Source organism: Pseudomonas sp. Marseille-Q8238, from assembly GCF_965111915.1.
In genome coordinates, this window is record NZ_CBCOPI010000001.1 from 174,853 (window position 1) to 199,208 (window position 24,356).

Sequence of the window (24,356 nt, forward strand, 5' to 3'; positions counted from 1 at the left end):
CATTGGCGTGCCATCGATTTCGCTCTGGGCCCTCGCTTGCGATTTAGCGAAAGTCAGCTTTTACCACTGGCGATTTATCTCTGGCGGCGATGGCTCCTAAGCTGGCCGCAGGCAATAGCAAAACAACAACAAATAGAGTCCTAGCCATGCGTGATAACCGCCCAAGCAGCGGGGCCTCCCCGTGCCGCCGCATTCGAACCGTGCCTTGCGCCGTTCGACCCAGCACTGCATTTATTCCTGCCGTTTCATCCCCCATCCCATTACAGCGCCTGCCTGTTCGGTCTGGCGTGGAGAATCGTCATGCCTGAGAAGAACCCACAGCCCATCGACGCCGCCGTGGTGCCGCGTTTCGCCGGTATCCCCACCTTCATGCGCCTGCCCTATTTCGAGGACCCGGCGCAGGTGCGCATCGGCCTGGTGGGCGTGCCGTGGGACGGCGGCACCACCAACCGAGCCGGCGCCCGTCACGGCCCGCGCGAGGTGCGCAACATGTCCAGCCTGATGCGCAAGGTGCACCACGTCAGCCGCATCGCGCCGTATGACCTGGTGCGGGTCGGCGACCTGGGCGATGCCCCCGTCAACCCGATCGACCTGATGGACTCGCTGGCACTGATCGAAGGCTTCTTCCGTACCCTCCACGAGGCGCACGTCATCCCGCTGTCCGTCGGCGGTGATCACCTGGTCACGCTGCCGATCTTCCGTGCGCTGGCCAGGCATCGCCCCATCGGCATGGTGCATTTCGATGCCCACTCCGACACCAACGACCGCTACTTCGGCAACAACCCCTACACCCATGGCACGCCGTTTCGCCGCGCGGTGGAAGAGGGCCTGCTCGACCCGAAGCGCACCGTGCAGATCGGTATTCGCGGCTCGATCTACTCGGCGGACGATGAAGCCTTCGCCGTGGAAAGCGGCATCCGCGTGATCCACATGGAGGAGTTCGCCGACATCGGCGTCGAGGCCACGCTCGCCGAAGTGCGCCGCGTGGTTGGCAACGAACCGACCTATGTGAGCTTCGACGTCGACGTGCTGGACCCGGCCTTCGCCCCCGGCACCGGCACGCCGGAGATCGGTGGCATGACCACCCTGGAAGCGCAGCAGATGATTCGCGGCCTGCGCGGTCTGAACCTGGTTGGTGCGGACGTGGTGGAAGTCTCGCCGCCATTCGACTTCGGCGGCGCCACGTCGCTGGTGGGCGCGACCATGATGTTCGAGCTGCTGTGCATCCTCGCCGATGCGCTGGCCACGCGTGACTGAACCCGGGAGGGATTGCCATGAGCTTCAGTGATTTCATCGGTTACGACCGCCGCGGCACGATCCAGGAAATCGACACCACCCTGCGCAAAGGGCGCCTCGGCACCCTCAATGTCTGCGCCAACACCCTGGCCTTCAACGGCCCGGCCTGGGTTGGCGTGTCGTCCATGCCGCTGCTGTACACGCTCTCGGGAGAGCTGGCGCCGCTGTCGATTCTGGTCGCCTACTTCTTTCCGATGATGGTCATCGCCTTCAGCCTGATCTACCTGGTGCGCCGCGCCCCGGCGGCTGGCGGCGTGTTCGTGTTCAGCAAGCGTTACCTGCACCCACGGGCGGCGACCATCCTCGGCTGGGCCTACGTGATCATGTGTTTCAGCGTGACACCCATGTGCGCCCTGGTCGGTGCGCTGTACCTGCAAAGCCTGTTCGGCCTGGGTGAGAGCGCGCTGACCGGGCAACTGATCGCCAGCGGCTTCATGCTGGTGTTCATGGTGCTCAACCTGCGTGGGGTCGAGGCCACGGCCAAGGTTGCCCTGTGTCTGCTGGCGCTGGAGTTGGCCGTGCTGCTCGGGCTGGGCATGGCCGGCATCATCGATCCGCAGGTGGAGAACGTCGGCGTGCTCGGCTCGTACCTGCCGGAGTCGATGGACAGTTTCTGGACCGCCATCGGCCCCGGCATGCTGTTCGGCATGTGGATGCTGGCGCAGTTCGATTCCTCGATCAATTTCATCGAGGAGGCGCGCACGCCGGTGCGTACCATCCAGCGTTCGTTCCTGCTGACGCTGACGGCCATGCTGGTGATCTACTCGATCGCCGCCATCGGCTGGAAGATGGCGGTGCCGGCGGAAACCCTCGCCGGTCTGTTCGCCGACAGCGCTCAGGCGTTGGGCAGCATCGCCAGCGTTTACCTGCCGTCCTGGCTGTTGTGGTTGCCGACGTTGGTGATCGTGACCTCGGCGTGCAACTGCCTGAACATTTCGCTGAATGCCGGCGTGCGGGCGGCCTACCGGATGAGCCGTGAAGGCGACCTGCCGTCGGGCCTGGAACGACTCAATCGTCGACAGGTTCCGGCCTGGCTGACGGTGATCGGGACGCTGTGCGGCCTGGCGATGATCTGGGCCAAACCGGTCACCGAGCTGCAGTGGTACTACGACGTGGTGTCGATCACCATGATGCTGTCCTACGTCGCCATGCTGCTGTCGTTCATCCGCGCCGTGCTGCGTGAACATGCATTGCCCAAGGCGCTGCTCCTGTCGGTGCTGCCGACCCTGGCCCTGGCGACCATCGTCTATATCGCCTACACGGCCGGCACCCAGCCTGCCGATCCGGCTTATCTCTATCACGTCTGGTACTGCGGCGCGGTCATCCTGGCCAGCGGTGTTGTACTGCTGGTCTACAACCGCCTGCGCCAGCGCGCCAGCCTGTCACGGAGTGCCCTTTCATGATCATGTGGCCCGAGCGCAAACGCTTTGCCGTCACCCTGAGCTTCGACCTCGATGGGGAAACCGCCTGGGAGTCATCTAGCCTCGGTGGCCGTCGGTTGAGCCTGCTGTCCATGGGCGCCTATGGCCGCCGGGTCGGCGTGCCACGGCTGCTGGAATTGCTGGCGCGTCATGAGGTGCGGGCGCAGTTCTATATCCCGGCGCGCATTGCCGAGATCGACCCCGAGGTGGTGCGCAGCATCGCCGACGCCGGCCATGGCATTGGTTGTCATGGCTATTTCCATGAGCGCGTGGATGAGCAGAGTGCCGAGCAGAACTGGCAGATCCTGCGCGACAGCAAGGCGCTGCTAGAGCGCACCATTGGCCAGGAGGTGGTGCATTACCGCGCGCCACTCTGGGAAATCACCCCGGACGTGCTGAGCGCCCTGATCGACCTGGGCTTCAAGACCGACAGCAGCCTGATGGGCGACGACCGTCCCTATCTGGTGGGTGGCGCGCCCGGCGAATTGCTCGAGCTGCCGGTGAGCTGGGTTCTGGATGACTGGGAGCAGTTCGCCTACAGCGCCGAGCCGGCAATGGGCGGCGTGATCGAAACCCCGGACAAGGCCTTCTCGCTCTGGAATGCCGAGCTGGAAGGCATGCGTGCCTATGGCGGGCATTTCATCCTGACCATGCATCCGCAGCTGATCGGTCGGCCGTCGCGCCTGCTGATGCTGGAGCGCCTGATCGAACGCATCCGCGAACTGGGCGATGCCTGGTGGTGCACCCCTGACGATGTCCACGCGCAGTGGCGCGCGGGCGCCCTTGAACTTCCCCTGCATCCGTATTGATGCATCCGTATTGAGAGGTGCTTTCAATGAACGTACTCGTGACCGGCGCCAATGGCTTTTTAGGCCAGGAAGTCGTCCACCAACTGCTCGCGGCCAAACACACCGTGGTCGGTTATGACCGCAGCCTGACCTGCGCCATCCAGGCCCCCGGCTACCAATACCACCAGGGCGATCTGATCGACCTGGCCAGCCTGATCGGCTGCTGCCAGTCCCATGGCTTCGACGCGATCATTCACACGGCGGCGATTTCCCATCCGGTGGATTCGCGGCGCATTCCCCTGCAGACCGTGCTGACCAATGCGCTGGGCACCACCCATGTGCTGGAAAGCGCGCGCCTGTGCGCCATTCCACGGGTGGTCAACCTGAGCTCGGAATGCGCCTACGGGCACAACCAGCACCTGGGCGTGATCGACGAGTCCGCGCCGCTGAACCCGACCACGCCCTACGGCTGCACCAAGGTGTTCACCGAAAAGCTCGGGCAGGTCTACAGCGACCTCTATGGCGTCAGCGTCGTTTCCCTGCGCCCGGGCTGGATCTACGGCCCCGGCCAGTTCATGCAGTGCTACCTGAAGAGCCTGCTGCGCGCCGCCATCGACGGCGACGCGTTGCGCGATGATGGCGGCGATTACCGCTTGCAATACGTGCACGTCAGCGACGTTGCGGCCGCCTGCCTGCTGGCCGCCAGCGTCGACGACGCGCAACTGCGCCAACGGGTGTTCAACGTCACCGCCAGCGAACAGGAAGCCTATGCCGATGTAGCCGAGCGCGTGCGCCAGCTCTACCCGTCGGCGAGCATCGAGATCGCACCCGGCACGCTGGATGTCCTCGACGAGAACGCCCGTTTCGACATTGGTGCCGCCTGTGACCAGCTTGGCTACTGGCCTCGCTATACGCTTGGCGAAGGCCTCGTCAGCTACGCCCGTTGGCTGGAAAACCACCCCTACTGAGCAGGAGAACACTCATGAAAACCTTTCTGGTAACCGGTGCCGCCCATGGCATCGGTCGGGCCATTGCCTTGGCCCTGGCCGAGGCGGGCGACACGGCGATCCTCAATGACATCGGCGAGAGTGCCGCGTTGAGCGAACTGACGGCGCAACTCGATGCGCGTGGCGTTCACGTGCGCCTGGCGCTGGGCGATGTCTCGGACCCGCAGACCGCTGAGAGCGCTTTTGCCGACCTCGCCTCGCTGGACATCCTGGTCAACAATGCCGGCGTGCTCGACGAGTCACCGCTCACCGAGATGAGCTTCGAACAGTGGGACAGAATGCTGCGCGTACACCTCTACGGCGCCTTCCTGTTCAGCCGCTCGGCAGCCCGGTTGATGCGCGATCAGGGCCGCGGCGCCATCGTCAACATCGCCTCCGACCTCGGCCAGCTCGGCTGTGCCAACCTCTGCCACTATTCGGCGGCCAAGGGTGGCGTCATCGCCTTCACCAAGGCACTGGCGCGGGAGCTGGCGCCACATGGCGTGCGGGTCAACGCCGTGGCGCCCGGTGGCACGCTGACGCCGATGGTCGAACGCCTGGGCCCTGACTACATTCGCGAGGAAGCGGCGCGCTACCCGCTGCAACGTTTGGGTACTGCCGAGGAGATCGCCCATACTGTGGCCTTCCTGGCGTCCGACAAGGCCAGCTTCACCACGGGGCAGATCCTCGGGGTCAATGGCGGTGGCGTGATGAACGGCTGATGCCACTCGCCCCGCACCGACGCTGCCTGTATATCCACGCGGTTCTCGATGAGGGGCGGTCATGCTGGGTAATCTGAATGACGTAGACCTGCGCCTGTTGCGCATCTTCTGCAGCATCGTCGACGCCGGCGGTTTCACCGCCGCCCAGGTCCGCCTGAACACCAGCCTGCCGCGCCTGAGCGTGGCGGTGCGGGACCTGGAAATCCGCGTCGGCTATTCGTTGTGCAAACGCGGCAAGGCCGGCTTCCAGCTTACCGACGAAGGCCTGGCCACCTATGCCGCGGCGCAGGAGCTGTTCGCCGATATCGAACGCTTCCGGCAACGCACCGTGTCGCTCAACGGCAGCCTGCGCGAGCAGATCCAGATCGGCACCGTCGACAGCCTGGCGACGCTACCCAATGCTCCATTGCCAGAGGCCATCGCCAGCTTCCGCAAAAGCTCGGCGGCCACCGGCATTCAGCTGCATGTCATGCGCCCGGACGAACTGGAACAAGCCGTGCTCGAAGAGCGCCTGCACCTGGCCATCGGCGCCTTTCACCATCGCCTGTCCGGGCTGCATTACCGGCCCCTGTTCGAAGAAGAGCAGAACCTCTACTGCAGCGCTGAGCACCCGTTCTTCAGCCGCGCACAGGACAGCCTGACGATCGAGGAAATCGGCGCGGCGGACTATGTCGACCGTGGCTACGTGGCGGAGAACCGGCGGCCCTACGAACTGCGCTTCAGCAATGTCTTCAGCGCCTTCTCCATGGAAGCCATCGCCACCCTGGTGTTCTCCGGCACCTACATCGGCTACCTGCCGACCCACTACGCGACCGGCTGGGTCGAGCGTGGCCGCCTGCGCGCGATCATGCCCGAGCGCCTGTCCTACCGCTCCGCCTTCCACTGCATCACCCGCCAAGGCCAGGACATCCAGCCCGGCCTGGCCGGGTTTCTCGATGCGTTGCTGAATACGCAACTGGTCAGAGCTTCGCAGTAGGCGACTGGTTGGTGGTGCCGATCAGCGGTGAGATGCGACGTGTCTGGCCTTGGGCGCGGGATTTCGAAGCGTTTCAGATTAGGAATGACTGTCAGAGAGCGATGGGTGTGCCCAGCTTATGGCTGGCACCTGCCCGCCAATTGTCGATGGCTGTTTCAATTGCGGTTCGATCGGATAACTGATCGAGGACTATCGCCTTGGCGTAGCAGCGGTAGCCGGGCAGGTCGGTGTCATTCACTTCGCCGTCTTCTGGATAACCAATGCCACACCAGATTCTGTCGTACCAGTTGCAGGGGGCCGGTAGTGGCGTGTCACAGATCACCACTGAAAGCAGTAGGCTGCTTTGGGCGTCCTCGGGTGACTTGTTGAATGTGCCCAAGTGCTTATCGAAACCGGTATCGCTGCGCACCCAGGCACCAAACATCAGATCGCCAGCTATCTGGTTGTTCCAGGGAGCTTCCTGTTCTCCGGTTTTCAACCAGATGGCGGATAGGTCGTAGAACGGCAGGTAGCGCATGCCGCTGTTGTCGTACTTTTCCAGCCCGCGCAGGCCTTGTGAATAAGGATGGGCGTACTGCTGGTAATAATCCCTGGCGCCCAGACGATCGCGAATGAAACCCAGCAATTCGAACATGCGCTGCTGGTAATCGGCGAGCAGGCGATAGGCTTTGCGTACATCCAGCAGTGCGTCTTGCAAGGGCGTGGTCATCTCATGCTCCAGGCGCAGAAGGCGTTGGGATGGGCGTTGATATTTGATGGTCGCAGCTCTGTCAGCCAGCGCATTGGGTGAGTGCGTAGACCATGCCAGGCGTAGCACTTGGCGATATCGTCAAGCAGACGCTGGCAGCCCTGTGGGCTGTCCACAGTGATGTGTGCTTCCAGCACTTGATAGAGCTGTTGCCAGCTTCTGCATACCAGGGTGAAGCGCCTTGCACCGTCGGCAGGTAAAAGCGCCAGCAGCTCATCGAGCAGGCGCTGCTGACTGGTTTGGCTCATGTCATCCAGACCGCCGAGTGTCAGCAGGATGCAGTGCTCGCCTAAGGCGTTTGCGTTCCAGCCTGCGAGCAGTTCGTTGGCCAGTTGCCCGGCACTCTGCTGGCGTATGTGATCGTGGCGTTTGGCCTCTACCAGCACTTGGCACTGTACATCCTGCAGTAGCAGGTCAGGTTCGACGCGGGTGCCGTTGGGCAGATGCCACGATGGCCAATACTCGATTTCCTGCAGCGGCCCGAACGGCTGGCCGAGCAGGGCTGATAGCACCGCAGTCAGCAGCTCATCAGGCAAATAGGCCAGGCGCTCAAAAATACTGGCAGTCAGCACATCCTCGGCGCCCTCCGCCAGTTCCAGCGTGCTTTGCTGATTCTGCAAACCAGTGCCGCGTTTCTTCCCGGCTAATACGGCATTGAGCATGGCGACTCCTTCGCTCAGGTAAACGCCATGCGCTCACGCTTGGTTTGAAAGGGGGCTCAGTACCTGCACAGCAGATTAGATCGGAGGCACGAGCGGATAGGCGAAATCTGCCGCAGCTTAACCAAGAGTGCTGGCGTCTGGCCATTCTGCTTTCGGAGGTTTTGCTGCTGGGTTGGCTAGCCCTGGCGGCAAGTTTCCGCCGGCTACTGAGCGCGTCACGATGCCGGGTTGTTGGCATGCAACGCTATGCGCTACGAGGCAAGCGAAAGGACTTTCAGGATTTGAATAGATGTTGGCGGAGGCGCCAGCCCTTTGGAACCAAAGGGAGAGAAGATGGCGCACCAGGCGGGATTCGAACCCACGACCCCTGCCTTCGGAGGGCAGTACTCTATCCAGCTGAGCTACTGGTGCGTTGCGGGGCGCAATCATACGCATCCGCCGCGCGGGCGTCCATGCGCTGCACGCAGGCAATGATCGCTGGTGATCAGATTTCCTGCATGTCGAAATCGGCTTTGCTGACGCCGCAATCCGGGCAGAGCCAGTCGTCTGGGACCTCGTTCCAAGGTGTGCCGGCGGCGATGCCGTCGTCGGGCCAGCCCTGGGCTTCGTCGTAGATCAGCCCGCAGATCACGCAGATCCAGGTCTTCATGCCGGCACCTCACTTGCGCGCAGCGGGTGCAGGTGGCGGTCGAAGTCGGCCAGCGACGGTGCGGGCAGGGGTTGCTGTTCATCCAGGTTGAGCAGGTAGTCGCGGTATTGTTCGAGGATGTCCTCGCGCGCCTGCTGGCTGATGTAGGGCACGTGATAGGCGGGGAAGGGCGGCAGCACGCTGAACCCGGCGTAGGCCAGGGTGCCGCGCTGCAGGGGGCGCAGCATCGGTTCCCAGTCGCCATGCACGGCGGCTTCATCGGCGAACATGTGCGCCTGGCCGCCGAGGGTGAAGCTGAGCAGTGCGCGCTTGCCGGCCAGGCCGCCACGGTCATAGAAGCGCACGCCGCCGTAGCACACGCCGGAAACCAGTACGCGGTCGATCCAGCCCTTGAGGATGGCCGGCACCGAGCACCAGAACAGCGGGAAGTTGAAGATCACAAGGTCGGCCCGCAGCAGCTTGTCCAACTCGCCGGCGATGTCCGTGGCCAGCGCTTGCTGGCCGTGGGCATGGCGTTGTTCGAGGGCGTAGACCAGGTAGTCGGGGTTGCTGCGTTGCTGGAAGTCGGCGGCCGAGGCCACCGGGTTCCAGTTCATCGCATAGAGGTCGGAGACCTGCACGTGGTGCCCGCTCTGTTGCAGGGTGGCGATGGCGAGGTCTTTCATCGCGGTGCAGAAGGACTGCGCCTCGGGGTGGGCATGGACGATCAGGATGTTCATCGAGGTTTCCGGGAAAGGCCGGGGCCTGGACGGGCCCCGGATGGATCTGGATCAGGCGGTCTGGGCGGCTTCGCCAGCGGGCTTGGCCACCGGCTGCCAGCGGTTGGCGCGGGCGAAGGTGCCGAAGTCGTTGAAGCGCACGCCCATCTCGCGCATCACGGTGTGCGCCACCGGGGCGGTCATCTGGCGGATGTAGAAGGGCTCTTTGACCACGAAATGGTGGATGCCGTGGGTGCTGCCGAAGTTGAAGCAGAACGCCTGCAGCGGCAGCAGCCACCAGGGGTTGAGCACCTGGGTCTGCTGCACCACGTTGCCGTTCTCGATGTCGCCGTAGTAGTGCATGTTGGAGCTGATGAAGTGCAGGCAGAAGGTGCGGAGCACGTTCGGCCCCACCAGCACGACCACGGCGAAGTTGACGATGTTCATCACGCTCAGGGTGGTTGCGGACCAAGCGATTGGCGCGCCGCTGGCCGTGGCGATGAAGTCGACCAGGTGGAAGCCGAGGAACACGTACCAGGTACTCCAGTTGAGCAGGCCCAGCGGTGCGTAGCCCTTGAGGGTGCGGCTGACGATCATCTTCCTGTGCGCCCAGGTCTTGGCGCGCAGCAGGCGGATGAACGAGGACATCATGTTGTCGCCGACCATCAGCAGGCGCGCGAAGCCCCACGGCTCGCCGTTGGTGATGGCGCGCTCCTCGATGTCGGTCTCGGTGCCGGACACCTTGTGATGGTTGAGGTGCAGGTGGCGGCGGATCCACGGGTTGATCGTGCTCGGCCGCGCCATCCACACCAGCGCCATCATCAGGTTGTGCGGCACGCGCTGCTTGCGGAAGTACATCGAGTGGATCAGGTCGTGCTCCAGCTCGTGGGTCAGCGAGGCGAAGAAGGCGTTGGCCAGCAGGCACGCCCACCAGGCGATGACGCCGTCCAGGTAGAGCCAGGCCGAGCCGAGCATGCCGGCCAGGGCGAAGGTGAGGATGCCGGCGCCGATGGCATCCTGGTGCTTGAGGATCGGGTAGCGCTGGCGCAGTTCGTCGCCGCGGGCCATCACCACGCTGCGAATGTGGGCGGAACGCTGCTGGTGATTGTGCAGGGCATGGGTTGCAGGAGTCGGGGTCATACACGCATCCTCTTGTCCCACCGCCTGATCTGCGCCATGCGGGGCGCGAGGAACGGCAAGACTGTTGTTGTGATTCGACGAGGCTACTGTGCGCGCCTGCGCCGCCAGCCGCCCGACCGACTACGCCAACCTGTTGACCGAGAATGCCAACCTGCATGAGTGAACCGACTACCCTGGCCAGCTGGACCCGCGCCCTGCGCCGCCAGCTTGATGCCCTCGGCCTGGACAGCGCCGCGCTGTGCCGCGAGGCGGGCCTCGACCCGAGCCTGCTCGACGACCCCAACGCGCGTTACCCGCTGTCGGCCACCACCCGCCTGTGGCAACTGGCCGTGGCGGCCAGCGGCGATCCGGCGCTGGGTCTGAACACCTCGCGCCACGTCAGCCCGACCACCTTTCACGCGCTGGGCATGGCCATCGTCGCCAGCAGCAGCCTGCGCGAAGTGTTCGAGCGCATCGTGCGTTATCACCAGGTGGTCAGCGATGCGCTGGAGCTGGAGCTGCGCGACGTCGGTGATGTCTGCCAGTTTCACCTGCGCCTGCTGCCGGACGGCCACGCCCCGGCAGCGGAGGCCATCGACGCATTCGCCGCCATCTATGTGCGCACCTGCCGCAATCGCCTGGGCCGCGAGTACGCGCCGTTGTCCGTGCAATTGCGCCGCCCTGCGCCGGCCGATCCGCAACCCTGGTTCGATGTGTTCCGCGCACCGGTGCAGTTTGGCGCGGCCGAGGATGTGCTGGCGTTCGCCAGTGCCGACCTGGACCAGCCGCTGGACGATGCCAACCCGGAGCTGGCCGCGCACAACGAGGCCGTTCTGCAGAAGCGCCTCGACGCGCTGCAGCCGGATACCGTCAGCCGTCGCCTGCGCCGTGCGCTGGAGCAGTGTCTGCCCAACGGCGAGCCTTCCGCCGAGGTACTGGCTCACGGTCTGCACCTGAGCCTGCGCAGCCTGCAACGCCACCTCAGCGATGAAGGCTGTAGCTACGAACAGGTGCTGGCCGAGACCCGTCATGGGTTGGCGGTGCAATACTTGCGCGATGCCGCCTGTTCGATCAGCGAGATTGCCTACCTGCTCGGTTTTGCCGACAGCAGCAGCTTCAGCCGGGCGTTCAAACGCTGGAGTGGGCAGAGTCCCAGCCAGTACCGGGACAGCCTGGCGGACTGAACATCGCGCACCGATGCCATTCGGCAGATAAGCGTTCGTGATCTTGAACGCATGGGCGTATGTGCCCTCTACCGCTTTACCCGCTCGGCACCAAGCCCGCCAGGGTGCCGCTCGGGTTTACGGAAAATCGACCGGGCGACGCACGTGTCCCTCTTTTTAGGGATTTTTGTTGGTTTTATCGAACAAGCTATTGCCCTTTATGCAGGCGGGCTCTAGGATTCGTTTGAGATTTCACACACCCGCTCAGCCTGTTCTGGCTGACTGTTTTTCCCCACTGCCTGCCACCCTTTGTGGAACGCACCGGAGACTGCCATGCAATTGAAAGACGCCCAATTGTTCCGCCAGAAAGCCTATATCGATGGCGCCTGGCTGGATGCCGATAGCGGCCAGACCATCAAGGTCAACAACCCGGCCACTGGCGAGATCCTCGGCAGCGTGCCGAAGATGGGCGCAGCGGAAACCCGTCGTGCCATCGAGGCCGCCGACAAGGCGCTGCCGGCCTGGCGTGCACTGACCGCCAAGGAGCGCGCCAACAAGCTGCGCCGCTGGTACGAACTGATGATCGAGAACCAGGATGACCTCGGTCGCCTGATGACCCTCGAGCAAGGCAAGCCGCTGGCCGAAGCCAAGGGCGAAATCGCCTATGCCGCGTCCTTCATCGAATGGTTCGCCGAAGAAGCCAAGCGTATTTACGGCGACGTGATTCCGGGCCACCAGCCGGACAAGCGCCTGATCGTGATCAAGCAGCCGATCGGCGTGACCGCGGCCATCACCCCGTGGAACTTTCCGGCGGCGATGATCACCCGCAAAGCCGGCCCGGCACTGGCCGCAGGCTGCACCATGGTGCTCAAGCCCGCCTCGCAGACGCCGTATTCCGCCCTGGCACTGGCCGAGCTGGCCGAGCGTGCCGGCATCCCGAAAGGCGTGTTCAGCGTGGTCACCGGTAGCGCCGGCGACGTCGGTGGCGAGCTGACCAGCAACCCCATCGTGCGCAAGCTGAGCTTCACTGGCTCGACCGAAATCGGCCGCCAGCTGATGGCCGAGTGCGCCAAAGACATCAAGAAGGTCTCCCTGGAGCTGGGTGGCAACGCGCCGTTCATCGTGTTCGATGATGCCGACCTGGATGCCGCCGTCGAAGGCGCGCTGATCTCCAAGTACCGCAACAACGGCCAGACCTGCGTCTGCGCCAACCGCCTGTATGTACAGGACGGCGTGTACGACGCTTTCGTCGAGAAACTGAAAGTGGCCGTGGCCAAGCTGAAGATCGGCAATGGTCTGGAAGACGGCACCACCACCGGGCCGCTGATCGATGAAAAGGCCGTGGCCAAGGTGCAGGAGCACATCGCCGACGCAGTGAGCAAAGGCGCCAAGGTGGTATTCGGCGGCAAGCCGCACAGCCTGGGTGGCAGCTTCTTCGAGCCGACCATTCTGGTCGATGTACCGAAGAATGCCGCCGTGGCCAAGGAAGAAACCTTCGGCCCGCTGGCGCCGCTGTTCCGCTTCAAGGACGAGGCCGAAGTCATCGCCCTGTCCAACGACACCGAATTCGGCCTGGCCTCGTACTTCTATGCCCGTGACCTGGGTCGTGTGTTCCGCGTGGCGGAAGCCCTGGAGTACGGCATGGTCGGGGTGAACACCGGGCTGATCTCCAACGAAGTGGCGCCGTTCGGCGGCATCAAGGCCTCCGGCCTGGGCCGCGAAGGCTCCAAGTACGGCATCGAGGATTACCTCGAAATCAAATACCTCTGCCTTGGGGTATAAGGGTTTCGACCTCCGGGGCGTCGGCCATACGGTGTTGGCTCCGAGGCTCTTGAGTAGGGATTGTTGACGCTTCGATATGTATGGCTGGGTTGAGGCGGTTGCGGAGACTGCAGTTGGTGGGCTGAAGCCCACCCTACAAATCCGCATCCGGCGTAGGGTGGGCTTCAGCCCACCACTCAGTGCGTCATAAAACGCAAAGGCTGAACGTCCGTAATTGCCTCAAAGATTCCTGTTTGAAGGGTTGGATTGAACATGTATTTCCATCCGACCCAATGCGTTAAGGCGAGACGTCAACAGCGCCCCAGGTGCTTTGGCTGGCTCTAAGAAGTGATTGAAGTATCCCGGGTGAAAACCAACGAGCCGGTCCACCCGGGCCTGTAGCACCGTAGTAAAGAACCTGAGCAACCGGCAGGGCGTGGCAGTCGATCATCGTATGCTGCGCGCGCCTTTCCCCGGTTGCGTTCATCCTTGAGCTGCGCCGCCCGATGAGCGGTGAATGAGGACCTGCACCATGAGCAAGACCAACGAATCCCTGATGCAACGCCGTACCGCTGCCGTGCCGCGCGGCGTTGGCCAGATCCACCCGATCTTCGCCGAGCGCGCCGAGAACGCCACCGTGTGGGACGTCGAAGGCCGTGAGTTCATCGACTTCGCTGGCGGCATCGCCGTACTCAATACCGGCCACCTGCATCCGAAAGTGGTAGCCGCCGTGCAGGAGCAGTTGACCAAGCTGTCGCATACCTGCTTCCAGGTGCTGGCTTACGAGCCGTACGTTGAACTGTGCGAAGAAATCGCCAAGCGCGTACCGGGCGATTTCGCCAAGAAAACCCTGCTGGTCACCTCCGGCTCCGAAGCGGTCGAGAACGCCGTGAAGATCGCCCGCGCCGCCACTGGCCGCGCCGGTGTGATCGCCTTCACCGGTGCCTACCACGGCCGTACCATGATGACCCTGAGCCTGACCGGCAAGGTCGTGCCGTACTCCGCCGGCATGGGCCTGATGCCTGCCGGTGTGTACCGTGCGCAGTCGCCGTGCGAGTTGCATGGGGTGAGCGAAGACGAGTCCATCGCCAGCATCGAGCGCATCTTCAAGAACGACGCCCAGCCGCGCGATATCGCCGCGATCATCATCGAGCCGGTACAGGGTGAGGGTGGCTTCTACACCAACTCCCCAGCCTTCATGAAGCGTCTGCGCGCCCTGTGCGACGAGCACGGCATCCTGCTGATCGCCGATGAAGTGCAGACCGGTGCCGGTCGTACCGGTACCTTCTTCGCCACCGAGCAGTTGGGCATCGTCCCGGACCTGACCACCTTCGCCAAATCGGTCGGCGGTGGCTTCCCGATCTCCGGCGTCAGCGGCAAGGCGGAAATCATGGACGCCATCGCTCCCGGCGGCCTGGGCGGCACCTATGCCGGTAGCCCGATTGCCTGTGCCGCGGCCCTGGCCGTGCTCAAGGTGTTCGACGAAGAGAACCTGCTGCAGCGTTCGCAAGCGTTGGGCGAGAAGCTCAAGGCTGGCCTGCGTGACATCGCTGCCAAGCACAAGGTGATCGGCGATGTGCGTGGCCTGGGTTCGATGATCGCCATCGAGCTGTTCGAGGGCGGCGACGTGCACAAGCCGGCGGCCGAGCTGGTCGGCAAGATCGTCGCGCGCGCCCGTGAGAAGGGCCTGATCCTGCTGTCGTGCGGCACCTACTACAACGTCATCCGCTTCCTGATGCCGGTGACCATTCCCGATGCGCAACTCGACAAGGGCCTGGCCATTGTCGCCGAGTGCTTTGACGAACTGGCCTGATATCGGCGCCATTCGCTCGCTGTGAAAAGGACCCGCTTCGGCGGGTCTTTTTATAGGCGGAGAAATGTCAGGTGAGTGCGGTGGCCGATTCTTGACTAGGCTGCAGATGGGCGACGGAATCGCCCGGCCTGGACAGGGCTCCACTGGGTGATGGTGAGGTGTGTATGGCAGTCCCTCGGGTAATCATCGGGGAGGCAGATCGTTGGACGGCCGAGCTGCTCGGCCAACTGGTTCGCAGTGTGCGTGGTGATGCCGAAATCGTGACCGTGCATGACGGCCATGCCGTGCTCGAACAATGGCGTCGCCAACCGGCACAGTTGCTGATCGCCGATTTTGGCCTGCCGGGCGTGGGTGGTCTGGACGTGTTGCGCGAGGTACGCCGCCAGCGTGAGCAGCCGCCGCTGCCCTTCTTCCTCATCACGGAAAAGGTCGATGCTGCCAGCGTCAAGGCGGCCGTGGCACTGACTCCCACCGCCTATCTGGCCAAGCCTTTCGATGCTGAAGACATGCTGCGCCGTTTGCGTGCGGTGCTGCTCAAGCCAGGCGATGACCCGGTTTCGCCGCTGCCCGAGGCAGAGCTACACCAAAGTCTCGATGAGTTTTTGCAGGGGCGCCGAGAGTCAGCCGCGGGCGCGCCGGTATTGGCCACCGTGCAATCCACGCTGAGCCAGTTGCACGACACGCAGACATTGGACATCGAGGTGCTGGCGGCGCAGTTTCGCCCAGACCCGCAGCTCACTGCGCAACTGATTGCCGCTGCCAACAGCGCGGCGCTGCACGTGGGCAGCCCCTGTCAGACATTGCCTCAAGCGTTACAGCGGCTGGGCACCAAGCACAGCCTCAACCTTGCACTCGGGGTGACCTTGCAGCGCGGTGTGAGCCTGCAGGATGAGTTGCTGGTCGAGCAGGCGCAGGCGCTGTGGCAAACCTCACAGCGCCTCGCCGAGTTGGCGCGCTGGCTGGCGGTGCGTATCGACGTGGATGCCGAGCGCTGTTTCACCGCCGGCCTGCTGCATCGCCTGGGTGACCTGGCGTTGTTGCGCACCCTGCAAGACTGGTGTGACGGTGGTGGTGTGCTGGAGGAAGAAACGGTCGCGCGAAGCCTGGCGCAATACGCCGCGCCCTATGGTTCGGCGCTGCGTACGCGTTGGCGATTGCCGCTGGAGCTGCGAGAACTGATTGCCGCCGCCTACCAGCTCGGCAGCGGGGTGTTCTCCCGTGAGGCGCTGGTGGTCAACCTGGCGGCCGAGGCTGCCCGATCGAGTGATGAACAGCCTTTTGCCGGCCTGCTGGAGCACAAGGCCGCACGCATGCTGCGGCTGGATGCGGCCCTGTTGCTGTAGCTGATCGTCAGGCGTTCAAGGCTTCGCGAACGAAGTCCAGGCGGTCCTGGCCGAAGAACATCTGGTCACCCACGAACATGATCGGCGCACCGAAGGCGCCGCGTTTGATGGCTTCCTCGGTGGTGGCCTTGAGTGCGTCCTTGATTTCCTGTTCACCGGTCAATGCCAGCAGGGCTTGCGGGTCGAAACCACCTGCGGCCAGGACCTTGCCCAGTACAGCCAGGTCGCCGAGGTTCTGTGCATCGACCCACATGGCCTGGAAGATCGTCTTCACATAGTTGTCAAAGCGTTCCGGCTGGCGCAGTTGCACGGCTACGGCACCGCGCATCAGCCCGAGGGTGTTGATCGGGAAATGCGGGTTGAACGCCATGGGCACGCCATAGCGTTTGGCAAAACGCTGCAGGTCGAGCATCACATGCTTGCCCTTGGCTGGAACCTCAATCGGCGAGGCATTGCCGGTGGCCTGGAACACGCCGCCCAGCAACATGGGCCGGTAGATCAGTTCCGCACCTGCTTCGGCGCAGATACGCGGCAGCTGGGTCCAGGCCAGGTAGGTGGTGGGGCTGCCAAAGTCGAAGAAGAATTCGACGGATTTGCTCATGGGAATCTCGCTTTTATTTTAGTAGAGAGAGGCGACGTCACGGCTGAGCGCGCGTCGCCCGCCAGCGCTGCACGGGCGTGGTGCAACCGGGCGGTATGGCTTACCAGCGTTCGATCCAGGGACGCAGATCCAGTTCAAAGGTCCACGCATCCCGAGGCTGGCTGTGCAGGTACCAGTAGCTGTCGGCGATATGGTCGGGGTTGAGAATGCCGTCCTGGTCTTTCAAGGCATAGCGTTCGGGGAAGTTCTCCCTGATGAAATCGGTGTCGATGGCGCCGTCCACCACTACGTGGGCAACGTGGATATTCAACGGTCCCAGCTCGCGCGCCATGCTTTGCGCCAGCGCCCGAATGCCATGTTTGGCCCCGGCGAATGCGGCGAAGTTGGCTGCCCCGCGCAGGCCGGCGGTGGCGCCGGTGAACAGGATGGTGCCGCGCTTGCGGGTGACCATGCGCCGCGCCACGGCCTGGCCAGTAAGGAAACCGGAGAAACAGGCCATTTCCCAGATCTTGAAGTATTTGCGTGCGGTTTCTTCGAGGATGCTGCACGGTACGTTGGCGCCGATGTTGAAGACGAACGCCTCGATGGGGCCGATCTCGGTTTCGATCTGCTCGACCAGCGCGGCGACATCCTCCTCCTTGCGCGCATCGGAGGCGAAGCCATGAGCCTCGCCGCCTTCGGCGCGAATCGCATCCACCAGCGGTTGCAGTTTGTCGGCGCTGCGTCGGGTGACGCAGGCGATATAGCCTTCGCGGGCGAAGCGTTTGGCAATGGCACCACCGGTGGCGTCGCCGGCGCCGATGACCAGCACTACCTTCTTGTCGTTACTCTGCGTGCTCATGCTGTGATCCTTTACTTAACGGTCGTTAACTAAGCGGACGTTATGCTACGATGCGGCCGTACGTCAAGCAGGTGTAGCAGCGGAGGGCAGCATGCGCTATTCGACCAGTCACAAGGCACAGACCCGGGAAAATCTGCTGAAGAGCAGCGGTGCCATCGCCAAGCAGGGTGGTTTTGCCGTGACGGGTGTGGATGGTCTGATGAAAGCCATCGGCCTGACCGGCGGCGCGTTCTACAGCCATTTCCCCTCGAAGAACGATCTGTTCAGCGCCATCGTCGAGCGGGAGTTGAGCCACAGCCTGCGCCTGCTCAGCGATGCCGATGGCGGCAGCCGCGACAAGTTGCAACGGTGCCTGGACCTGTATCTGGACATGGCCCATGTGCAGCAACCGGGAAGCGGATGCGCGCTGCCGACACTGGGTGCGGAAATCGCCCGCGCCGATCTGTCCGTGCGCGAGCAGGCCGAACACTGGCTCGTACAACTGCAGCAGGCCTGGGCCGAGGTGCTGGAAAGCCCGACACTGGCCTGGGCGATCATCAGCCAGTGCGTCGGCGCCTTGCTGGTGGCGCGCATGCTGGCCAGCCCCGAGCGCCAGCAGGAGGTGCTGGGCTCCAGCCGTGCGCTGTTGGCGACCGTCGTACCGTAAATGCCTTGTGACCCATCACCGGTAAAAATCGGCCGTTGCGACTAAAGCACTAGAGTTGTCGCTATCGTCGGCGAAGTCAGGCAAAGCCTGCGCTTGCGTGCCGGTAACCGCCTCAGTAAGCCCGATGCCAGGGCGCTACTGGCCGTTTTGCCACTCGCCTAACGACCGTCGGCAGGGGTAATCTGACAGATCGTTCAACATCCCCTGACGGGTAAACCGCCGTAGGCCAGTTCGTGGCCCGGCTGTGTTCTCGCTTGTGTCCCTGAGGTTTGCATGACTGCTCCGGCAGCCGCCCCGGAAGTTCTGATTGCTGAAGCCAATCCCTGGACAGCTGATCTGCTTGCGCAACTGGTGCTCGACGTTCGACGTGATGCCGTGGTGATCAAGGTCGCCGATGGTCACGCTGCGCTGGCGCGTTGCCGCAAGAAACTCCCGGACCTGGTGATTGCCGATGGCGAGCTGGAGGGGCTCGATGGCGTCGAGTTGCTGCGCCATATTCGCCGTCAGCCCCGCACGCCGGCGCTGCCGTTCATCCTGATCAGCCGCCGCACTGATACCCGCAGTGTGCGCGCGGCCATGCCGCTGGCACCGACGGCGTACCTGGTCAAACCGTTCAACGCGGAAATCCTTCGCCAGCGTTTGCAGGGGCTGCTGCAAGGCGAGGGGCAAAGCCCGCCAGCACCTGAGCCCAGCCTGCCGACCAAGAGCCTGGATCAGTACCTCGACAGTGTGCGTGAGGCCGGCCAGGGTGCGCCCTTGCTGGGTGATGTGCGTGCCGCCGTTGCGAGCCGGCTGCAGGCCAACGAGCAGGACCTGGGCCTGCTCGAAAAACAGTTCATCAGAGACCCACAGATCACCGCGCGCCTGATCGCAGCGGCCAACAGCGCTGCCGAGCATGTGGGGCAGCCCTGCCTCACGGTGGCCCAGGCGTTGCAGCGTCTCGGTGTGGGGCGCTGCCTGAATCTGGTGCTGGGCATGGCAGTGCAGCGTAATGCGCGCCTGCAGGACAAGCGCCTGGCGGACCTCGCCATCGAGGTTGGCAACAGGGCCATGCGCACAGGTTCACTGGCCGGCTGGCTGGGGCGGCGACTGGGAGTGGATGCCGAGCTGTGCTTCACCGCTGGCCTGCTGCACAACATCGGTGACCTAGCCGTGCTGCGCAGCTTGCAGGATTGGCAGGATGCCGGTGGCGCGCTAAGCGACGAGCAGATCGATACCGCCTTGCGCCAACGCGCGGCCAACTTCGGCTCGGCGCTACGCATTCGCTGGCGTCTGCCTTTTGAGCTGCGCTCAGTGATTGCGGCGTTCTATGCCCTGGGCAGTGGCGTGTTCTCGCGCGAGGCGCTGGTACTCAACCTGGCTGCCGAAGTGTTGCGCCTGCCGGCCAATGAGGCGGTCTCGCGAATCAGTGAGTGTCGCGCGGCCCGCATGTTGCGGCTACCACCGGATATCCTTGAGCAGATACCGAGCAATCTGCTCAGCCCGGTTCGGGCTGACGCTTCGCCGTAGCACGGCTGGTTCGAGGCAGTTGTGGACGCTGCAACTGGTGGGCTAAAGCCCACCCTACAAATTCTGCACCCTGCGTAGGGTGGGCTTCAGCCCACCAATCGGCGCGTCATGAAACGCAAAGGTCGAATGTCCACAACTGCCTCAATGTGGCCCGTTCGAGGGCAGGACTGGAAATAGATTTCCATATGACTCGATGAGTTAAAGCGAGATTCACACCACTCCTAGGCATCGACTCGGGCCATTTCGCGCAGGCGCGCCAGATCGAGGATCTCGATCTCGCCATAGGTCAGGCTCAGCACGCCGCGGGCTTCGAGTTCCTTGAGAATCTGGTTGGTGGTCTGGCGGGATAGGGCCAGCATCAGCGCCAACTGTTCCTGGGCGAGGTGGATCACCTGGCGCGGATGGGTTTCGCCATAGCCCTCGGCGATCAGCAGCAGGCGGCGGGCCAGGCGGGGGGCAGCGGGCAACAGGCTCATGTCTTCGAGGGCGATGAACGCCAGGCGCAGCTTCTGGCTCATCAGCAGGGCGAAATCGCGCCAGTAGGTCGGCTCGTGTTCCAGCAGGGTGTTCAGGCCGGCTTGCGGCACATGGAGCAGTTGGGTCGCGCCTTCGGCGAAGGCGTCGTGGGTACGGGGCTGGCCGTCGAACAGGGAGATCTCGCCGAACCAATAGGGTGGCTCGACCAGCGTCAGCAAGGCCTCCTTGCCGTCACGGTCCACTGCGCCGATACGAATGGCGCCGTGCAACACGGCATACAGACCACACGGCGGTGAGCCGCGGCTGAACAGGCATTGGCCTGCGCTCAGGTTGCGCAGGCTGGCGCTGTGCAGCAGGCTATCCTGCAAGGCAGTAGGAAGGTGGCTGAACCAGTGTCCCTGCAGCAGGTGCTGGCGCCAGGCATGATGATCGGGCATCGCGTCTCCGGTTTGTCGGCTAGCTGACAGAGGTGGCGGGCCGTGCGGAGTCATTATCTGCCAACCTGCCTGTGTGCATCCAATAAGGAGTAGTCCGATGAAGTCCCTTGTCGATCACCTCGGTCAATATGCGGAATACCACCGCGACCGGCGCAATATTTTCAGTCACTTCATTGGCATCCCGATGATCGTCGTGGCGGTGGCTGTGCTGTTGTCGCGCCCGGGGTTCGAGGTGGTGGGTGTGCATGCGTCGCCGGCCCTGCTGGTCGCGCTGGCCGCGGGTATCTTCTACCTGCGCCTGGACCTGCGCTTCGGTGTGCTGATGGCCGTGTTGCTGGCGTTGAGCCTGTGGGCCGGTGCCAGTCTGGCGCAGCAGAGCACGCTGGTGTGGTTGGCGGGCGGACTCGGCTTGTTCGTGGTGGGCTGGATCATTCAGTTCATCGGGCATTTCTACGAAGGGCGCAAGCCGGCGTTTGTCGACGACGTGATGGGCCTGGTGGTCGGTCCGCTGTTCGTGGTCGCGGAGCTGGCCTTTCTCTGTGGCCTGCGCGATGAAGTCCGGCATGCGGTGGAAGAGCGCGCCGGCCCCACCTGTATCCGCCAGCCGAAAGCCCTGGCCTGACGCTGCGTAGCCCGTTTCCCGACGCCCGCCAGGTGCAAACCTGGCGGGCTTTTTCATGCCCGGCTGTCGAGCGGGATGACGGTCAGTGCTGGCTCTGTCGTAGACATCGCCACGCCGCTTGCCGTGTTGAATAGAACGATGGGGATTTGGCAGGAGGCCGGCACATATCCAGACGCGACGAAGTTTGGGCCGTCAGCCGGGCCAGGCCCGGCTGTTCACTTCAGGCTTACTTCTTCGCTACCGAGCTCAGGCTGATCCACTGGTCGCTCAGCGAGCGGGCGTGACGGTCGACCGTGGTCGGGGCGAAGGCCCGGCCGGAGGCGCTGGCCAGGTTGTTGCTCTGGCTGTTCATGTCGAGCAGCGCTGCGCGCAGGAAATTCCAGCGCGTCTTCAGCTTGGCGATGCCGGCGTTGTCCTTGTCGTTGAGGTTCTTCATTTCCTCGTCGATGGACGGCACCAGGCGGCGCTCATCCTGGCCGACATAGTTGTCCGGCTGCTCGCGGGCAATTTCGAACGTGCCGATATAGGAGCGGCTGAGGTATTGCACGGCCAGGTATTCGACCTTGGCGGGCAGCTCGCCTTCCGGTTTGGCATCGGGTACGGCCCGGGCCACGGTCAGCAGGGCGCGCAGGGCATGGGCCAATTCTTCCGGGTAGCGCCATGGCACGGCGTCTTCTTTGGGGCCAAAGGAAACACCCAGGCGTAACTGGGTAACAAGTTTCGTGGTCAGGCCGGGGATTTCCGAGCTACTGCTGATGGCGTTTTGAGCAGCGCCTTCCAGATCGGCGATATCTTTATCCAGGCGCTTGAGATGGGCTTCCTGGAAGCCCTCACCACGCAGCAACAGCAGGCTGCCCGTGGCGCGGCTGGCGTAGACCTGGACTTGTTCAGCGGCTGTCATGGGTGCAGCCATGACCAGTTGCGAGAAGCTTGCGACCAGCCCCATAAAAACAATTAATAATTTACTAATCAAAGGGTTACGGTTCATGCCGTGGTACTCCTTATTATTCTTGTGAACCGCGGAATCTTCGGCAGAAGAGCAGCTGCCGCGCAGTGTCAACAGCCTACTGCGGCTGGAGTAGCAAAGGATGAGCCAAAAGAGTGATTTGCATCGCAAATGCGTAACTGCAGAGCCCTTGCGGCTCTGCATGTGCTACGTGCCCTGACGGTGTTCGCGGTGGGCGTGAACACCGGGCTTGGAAAGGATCAGGCGGGGCTGTGCGCTTGCCAGACCTTGGGCTTGAAGTAGAGCACTTCACCGCGAGCCAAACCGGTGAGGCTGTCGTGATCCTTGACCACTTCGGCTTCGATCAGCTCGTCCTGGCCGTCGACCTTGAGCGTGACCCGGGTGATCGCACCCAGCGGGCGGATGTCGCGGACTTCCGCTGCGCGATGCTCGTCCACGGCCTGGCGCGACAGCGAGACTTCGTGCGGACGGAACAGCAGGTGTTGGTCTTCACCGATGTGCAGGCGGTTGGAGTCGCCGAGGAAGTGGTAGACGAAGTCGCTGGCCGGGTTCTCGTAGACCTCGCCCGGTGCGCCGATCTGCTCGATCACGCCCTTGTTCATCACCACGATGCGGTCGGCCACTTCCATGGCTTCTTCCTGGTCGTGGGTAACGAATACGCTGGTCAGATGCACTTCTTCGTGCAGACGGGCCAGCCAGCGGCGCAGCTCCTTGCGCACCTTGGCGTCGAGGGCGCCGAAGGGTTCGTCGAGCAGCAGCACCTTGGGTTTCACCGCCAGGGCGCGGGCCAGGGCGATACGCTGGCGCTGACCACCGGAGAGCTGCTCCGGGTAGCGATCGGACAGCCAGTCGAGCTGGACCATGCCGAGCAGCTCATGCACCTGCTTGGCGACTTCCGCCTCGCTCGGCCGCTCGTTCTTCGGCTTCATGCGCAGGCCGAAGGCGACGTTGTCGAACACGGTCATGTGACGGAACAGGGCGTAGTGCTGGAACACGAAGCCGACGTTGCGATCACGCACATCGTGCTGCGACACGTCTTCACCGTGGAACACGATGCTGCCGTTATCCGGGGTTTCCAGGCCGGCGATGATGCGCAGCAGGCTGGTCTTGCCGCAGCCGGACGGGCCGAGTAGGGCAACCAGCTCACCGCTCTGGATATCCAGGTTGATGTCGTTCAGGGCACGGAAGGCGCCGAAGTTCTTGGTGACGTTGCGGATTTCGATGCTCATTTACTCGTCCTCAGCCTGGTGGCGTAGGCGGTTGATACGGGACTCGCTCCACTGCTTGAGCAGCAGAATGATCAGGGCCAGGGCCAGCAACAGGCTGGCGACGCTGAACGCGGCGACGTGGTTGTATTCGTTGTAGAGGATCTCGACGTGCAGCGGCAGGGTATTGGTGAATCCGCGGATATGCCCGGAGACCACCGACACGGCGCCGAACTCGCCCATGGCCCGTGCGGTACACAGCACCACGCCATAGATCAGGCCCCATTTGATGTTCGGCAGGGTGATGTACCAGAACATCTGCCAGCCATTGGCACCGAGCAGGCGCGCGGCTTCTTCTTCCTGGGTGCCCTGTTCCTGCATCAGCGGGATCAGCTCACGGGCGACGAAGGGCACGGTGACGAAGATGGTCGCCAGCACGATACCCGGCAGGGCGAAGATGATCTGGATGTCATGGTCCTGCAGCCAGGTGCCGAAGAAGCCCTGGGCACCGAACAGCAGCACGTAGATCAGACCGGCGATGACTGGCGAGACCGAGAACGGCAGGTCGATCAGGGTCACCAGGATGCTCTTGCCACGGAACTCGTACTTGCTCACGCACCAGGCTGCGGCGACGCCGAACAGCAGGTTGAGCGGTACCGAGATGCCCACTGCGAGCAGGGTCAGCTTGAGCGCCGAGATGGCGTCCGGTTCGATCAGGGCGGCGAAGAACGTGCCGAGACCGAGCTTCAGGGCCTGGCTCAGTACCACCACCAGTGGCAGCAGCAGGAACAGGATGAAGGCCAGCCAGCCGCCGATGATCAGGGCGATACGGCCCCCGGCATTGCCGCGACGGGCAGCATTGGCAGCGGAGGCTGCGCTGATGGTTGAAGATGACATGGCAGCCTC

At 63.5% G+C, this 24,356-nt stretch carries 24 protein-coding genes and 1 tRNA gene; 13 read left to right on the forward strand and 12 right to left on the reverse strand.

The features are described 5' to 3' along the window. Positions 1-300: 300 nt before the first annotated feature. The 6 genes from speB (at position 301) to ACWPW0_RS00770 (ending at position 6,189) form a co-directional block, all read left to right on the forward strand. Positions 301-1,257, forward strand: a complete 957-nt coding sequence (gene speB / locus ACWPW0_RS00745) for an agmatinase (RefSeq protein WP_447588070.1) — start codon at positions 301-303, stop codon at positions 1,255-1,257. 17 nt (positions 1,258-1,274) lie between these two features. Further along, positions 1,275-2,699 (forward strand): APC family permease, encoded by a 1,425-nt coding sequence (locus ACWPW0_RS00750; protein ID WP_447588072.1) that lies wholly within the window; start codon positions 1,275-1,277, stop codon positions 2,697-2,699. Next, complete coding sequence (locus ACWPW0_RS00755) at positions 2,696-3,526, forward strand: polysaccharide deacetylase family protein (RefSeq protein WP_454254129.1); 831 nt, start codon at positions 2,696-2,698, stop codon at positions 3,524-3,526. The genes ACWPW0_RS00750 and ACWPW0_RS00755 overlap by 4 nt, the downstream gene beginning before the upstream one ends. Positions 3,527-3,552: 26 nt before the next feature. Further along, positions 3,553-4,473: an NAD-dependent epimerase/dehydratase family protein gene (locus ACWPW0_RS00760; RefSeq protein ID WP_454254130.1), complete on the forward strand. Its 921-nt coding sequence runs from the start codon at positions 3,553-3,555 to the stop codon at positions 4,471-4,473. Between the two features lie 14 nt (positions 4,474-4,487). Continuing rightward, complete coding sequence (locus tag ACWPW0_RS00765; RefSeq protein ID WP_454254131.1) at positions 4,488-5,213, forward strand: SDR family NAD(P)-dependent oxidoreductase; 726 nt, start codon at positions 4,488-4,490, stop codon at positions 5,211-5,213. 61 nt (positions 5,214-5,274) lie between these two features. Then, positions 5,275-6,189, forward strand: coding sequence for a LysR family transcriptional regulator (locus tag ACWPW0_RS00770; RefSeq protein WP_454254132.1), 915 nt, complete (start codon positions 5,275-5,277; stop codon positions 6,187-6,189). A 91-nt stretch (positions 6,190-6,280) separates the two neighbouring features. On the opposite strand, the gene ACWPW0_RS00775 is transcribed toward ACWPW0_RS00770, so the two are convergent. From ACWPW0_RS00775 to ACWPW0_RS00800, 6 genes are all read right to left on the reverse strand, one after another. Beyond that, positions 6,281-6,898, reverse strand: a complete 618-nt coding sequence (locus ACWPW0_RS00775) for a hypothetical protein (protein ID WP_454254133.1) — start codon at positions 6,896-6,898, stop codon at positions 6,281-6,283. Beyond that, positions 6,895-7,599 (reverse strand): F-box domain-containing protein, encoded by a 705-nt coding sequence (locus ACWPW0_RS00780; protein WP_447588083.1) that lies wholly within the window; start codon positions 7,597-7,599, stop codon positions 6,895-6,897. The genes ACWPW0_RS00775 and ACWPW0_RS00780 overlap by 4 nt, the downstream gene beginning before the upstream one ends. A gap of 334 nt (positions 7,600-7,933) precedes the next feature. After that, positions 7,934-8,010, reverse strand: a tRNA-Arg gene (locus tag ACWPW0_RS00785). A gap of 73 nt (positions 8,011-8,083) precedes the next feature. Next, positions 8,084-8,248, reverse strand: a complete 165-nt coding sequence (locus ACWPW0_RS00790; protein ID WP_454254134.1) for a rubredoxin — start codon at positions 8,246-8,248, stop codon at positions 8,084-8,086. After that, positions 8,245-8,967 carry an NAD(P)H-dependent oxidoreductase gene (locus ACWPW0_RS00795; protein WP_447588086.1) on the reverse strand — a complete coding sequence of 241 codons (723 nt, stop codon included), beginning with the start codon at positions 8,965-8,967 and terminating at the stop codon, positions 8,245-8,247. The genes ACWPW0_RS00790 and ACWPW0_RS00795 overlap by 4 nt, the downstream gene beginning before the upstream one ends. A gap of 51 nt (positions 8,968-9,018) precedes the next feature. Next, positions 9,019-10,086 carry a fatty acid desaturase gene (locus tag ACWPW0_RS00800; protein WP_454254135.1) on the reverse strand — a complete coding sequence of 356 codons (1,068 nt, stop codon included), beginning with the start codon at positions 10,084-10,086 and terminating at the stop codon, positions 9,019-9,021. 155 nt (positions 10,087-10,241) lie between these two features. Here ACWPW0_RS00800 and ACWPW0_RS00805 point away from each other — a divergent pair, with 155 nt between their 5' ends. From ACWPW0_RS00805 to ACWPW0_RS00820, 4 genes are all read left to right on the forward strand, one after another. After that, on the forward strand, positions 10,242-11,249 hold the full coding sequence (locus ACWPW0_RS00805; protein WP_454254136.1) for an AraC family transcriptional regulator: 1,008 nt from the start codon (positions 10,242-10,244) through the stop codon (positions 11,247-11,249). A gap of 312 nt (positions 11,250-11,561) precedes the next feature. Further along, positions 11,562-13,010 carry an NADP-dependent succinate-semialdehyde dehydrogenase gene (gabD, locus tag ACWPW0_RS00810; RefSeq protein ID WP_454254137.1) on the forward strand — a complete coding sequence of 483 codons (1,449 nt, stop codon included), beginning with the start codon at positions 11,562-11,564 and terminating at the stop codon, positions 13,008-13,010. A 511-nt stretch (positions 13,011-13,521) separates the two neighbouring features. Further along, positions 13,522-14,802: a 4-aminobutyrate--2-oxoglutarate transaminase gene (gabT, locus tag ACWPW0_RS00815; protein WP_447588093.1), complete on the forward strand. Its 1,281-nt coding sequence runs from the start codon at positions 13,522-13,524 to the stop codon at positions 14,800-14,802. A gap of 164 nt (positions 14,803-14,966) precedes the next feature. Continuing rightward, the gene (locus ACWPW0_RS00820) at positions 14,967-16,145 is read left to right on the forward strand and encodes an HDOD domain-containing protein (protein ID WP_454254138.1); all 1,179 of its coding nucleotides are present in this window, start codon (positions 14,967-14,969) and stop codon (positions 16,143-16,145) included. Between the two features lie 7 nt (positions 16,146-16,152). Here ACWPW0_RS00820 and ACWPW0_RS00825 read toward each other — a convergent pair whose 3' ends face one another. Together ACWPW0_RS00825 and ACWPW0_RS00830 are read right to left on the reverse strand one after the other, a co-directional pair. Next, complete coding sequence (locus ACWPW0_RS00825) at positions 16,153-16,746, reverse strand: 2-hydroxychromene-2-carboxylate isomerase (protein ID WP_454254139.1); 594 nt, start codon at positions 16,744-16,746, stop codon at positions 16,153-16,155. Between the two features lie 100 nt (positions 16,747-16,846). Then, positions 16,847-17,587, reverse strand: coding sequence for an SDR family oxidoreductase (locus tag ACWPW0_RS00830; protein WP_454254140.1), 741 nt, complete (start codon positions 17,585-17,587; stop codon positions 16,847-16,849). A gap of 91 nt (positions 17,588-17,678) precedes the next feature. Here ACWPW0_RS00830 and ACWPW0_RS00835 point away from each other — a divergent pair, with 91 nt between their 5' ends. Next, the gene (locus tag ACWPW0_RS00835) at positions 17,679-18,233 is read left to right on the forward strand and encodes a TetR/AcrR family transcriptional regulator (RefSeq protein WP_454254141.1); all 555 of its coding nucleotides are present in this window, start codon (positions 17,679-17,681) and stop codon (positions 18,231-18,233) included. A 273-nt stretch (positions 18,234-18,506) separates the two neighbouring features. Continuing rightward, the gene (locus tag ACWPW0_RS00840) at positions 18,507-19,742 is read left to right on the forward strand and encodes an HDOD domain-containing protein (protein ID WP_447588101.1); all 1,236 of its coding nucleotides are present in this window, start codon (positions 18,507-18,509) and stop codon (positions 19,740-19,742) included. Between the two features lie 221 nt (positions 19,743-19,963). Here the strand turns inward: ACWPW0_RS00840 and ACWPW0_RS00845 are convergent, their stop codons facing one another. Beyond that, a complete protein-coding gene (locus ACWPW0_RS00845; protein ID WP_454254142.1) occupies positions 19,964-20,656 on the reverse strand; it encodes a Crp/Fnr family transcriptional regulator in 693 nt (230 codons plus the stop codon). Between the two features lie 97 nt (positions 20,657-20,753). Between ACWPW0_RS00845 and ACWPW0_RS00850 the strand changes: the two genes are divergently transcribed. Beyond that, positions 20,754-21,278 carry an Mpo1 family 2-hydroxy fatty acid dioxygenase gene (locus ACWPW0_RS00850; RefSeq protein ID WP_454254143.1) on the forward strand — a complete coding sequence of 175 codons (525 nt, stop codon included), beginning with the start codon at positions 20,754-20,756 and terminating at the stop codon, positions 21,276-21,278. A gap of 226 nt (positions 21,279-21,504) precedes the next feature. Here the strand turns inward: ACWPW0_RS00850 and ACWPW0_RS00855 are convergent, their stop codons facing one another. From ACWPW0_RS00855 to cysW, 3 genes are all read right to left on the reverse strand, one after another. Continuing rightward, on the reverse strand, positions 21,505-22,266 hold the full coding sequence (locus ACWPW0_RS00855; protein WP_447588105.1) for a hypothetical protein: 762 nt from the start codon (positions 22,264-22,266) through the stop codon (positions 21,505-21,507). 218 nt (positions 22,267-22,484) lie between these two features. Next, positions 22,485-23,474, reverse strand: coding sequence for a sulfate/molybdate ABC transporter ATP-binding protein (locus tag ACWPW0_RS00860; protein WP_447588107.1), 990 nt, complete (start codon positions 23,472-23,474; stop codon positions 22,485-22,487). Next, positions 23,475-24,347: a sulfate ABC transporter permease subunit CysW gene (gene cysW, locus ACWPW0_RS00865; RefSeq protein ID WP_447588108.1), complete on the reverse strand. Its 873-nt coding sequence runs from the start codon at positions 24,345-24,347 to the stop codon at positions 23,475-23,477. Between the last annotated feature and the right edge of the window lie 9 nt (positions 24,348-24,356).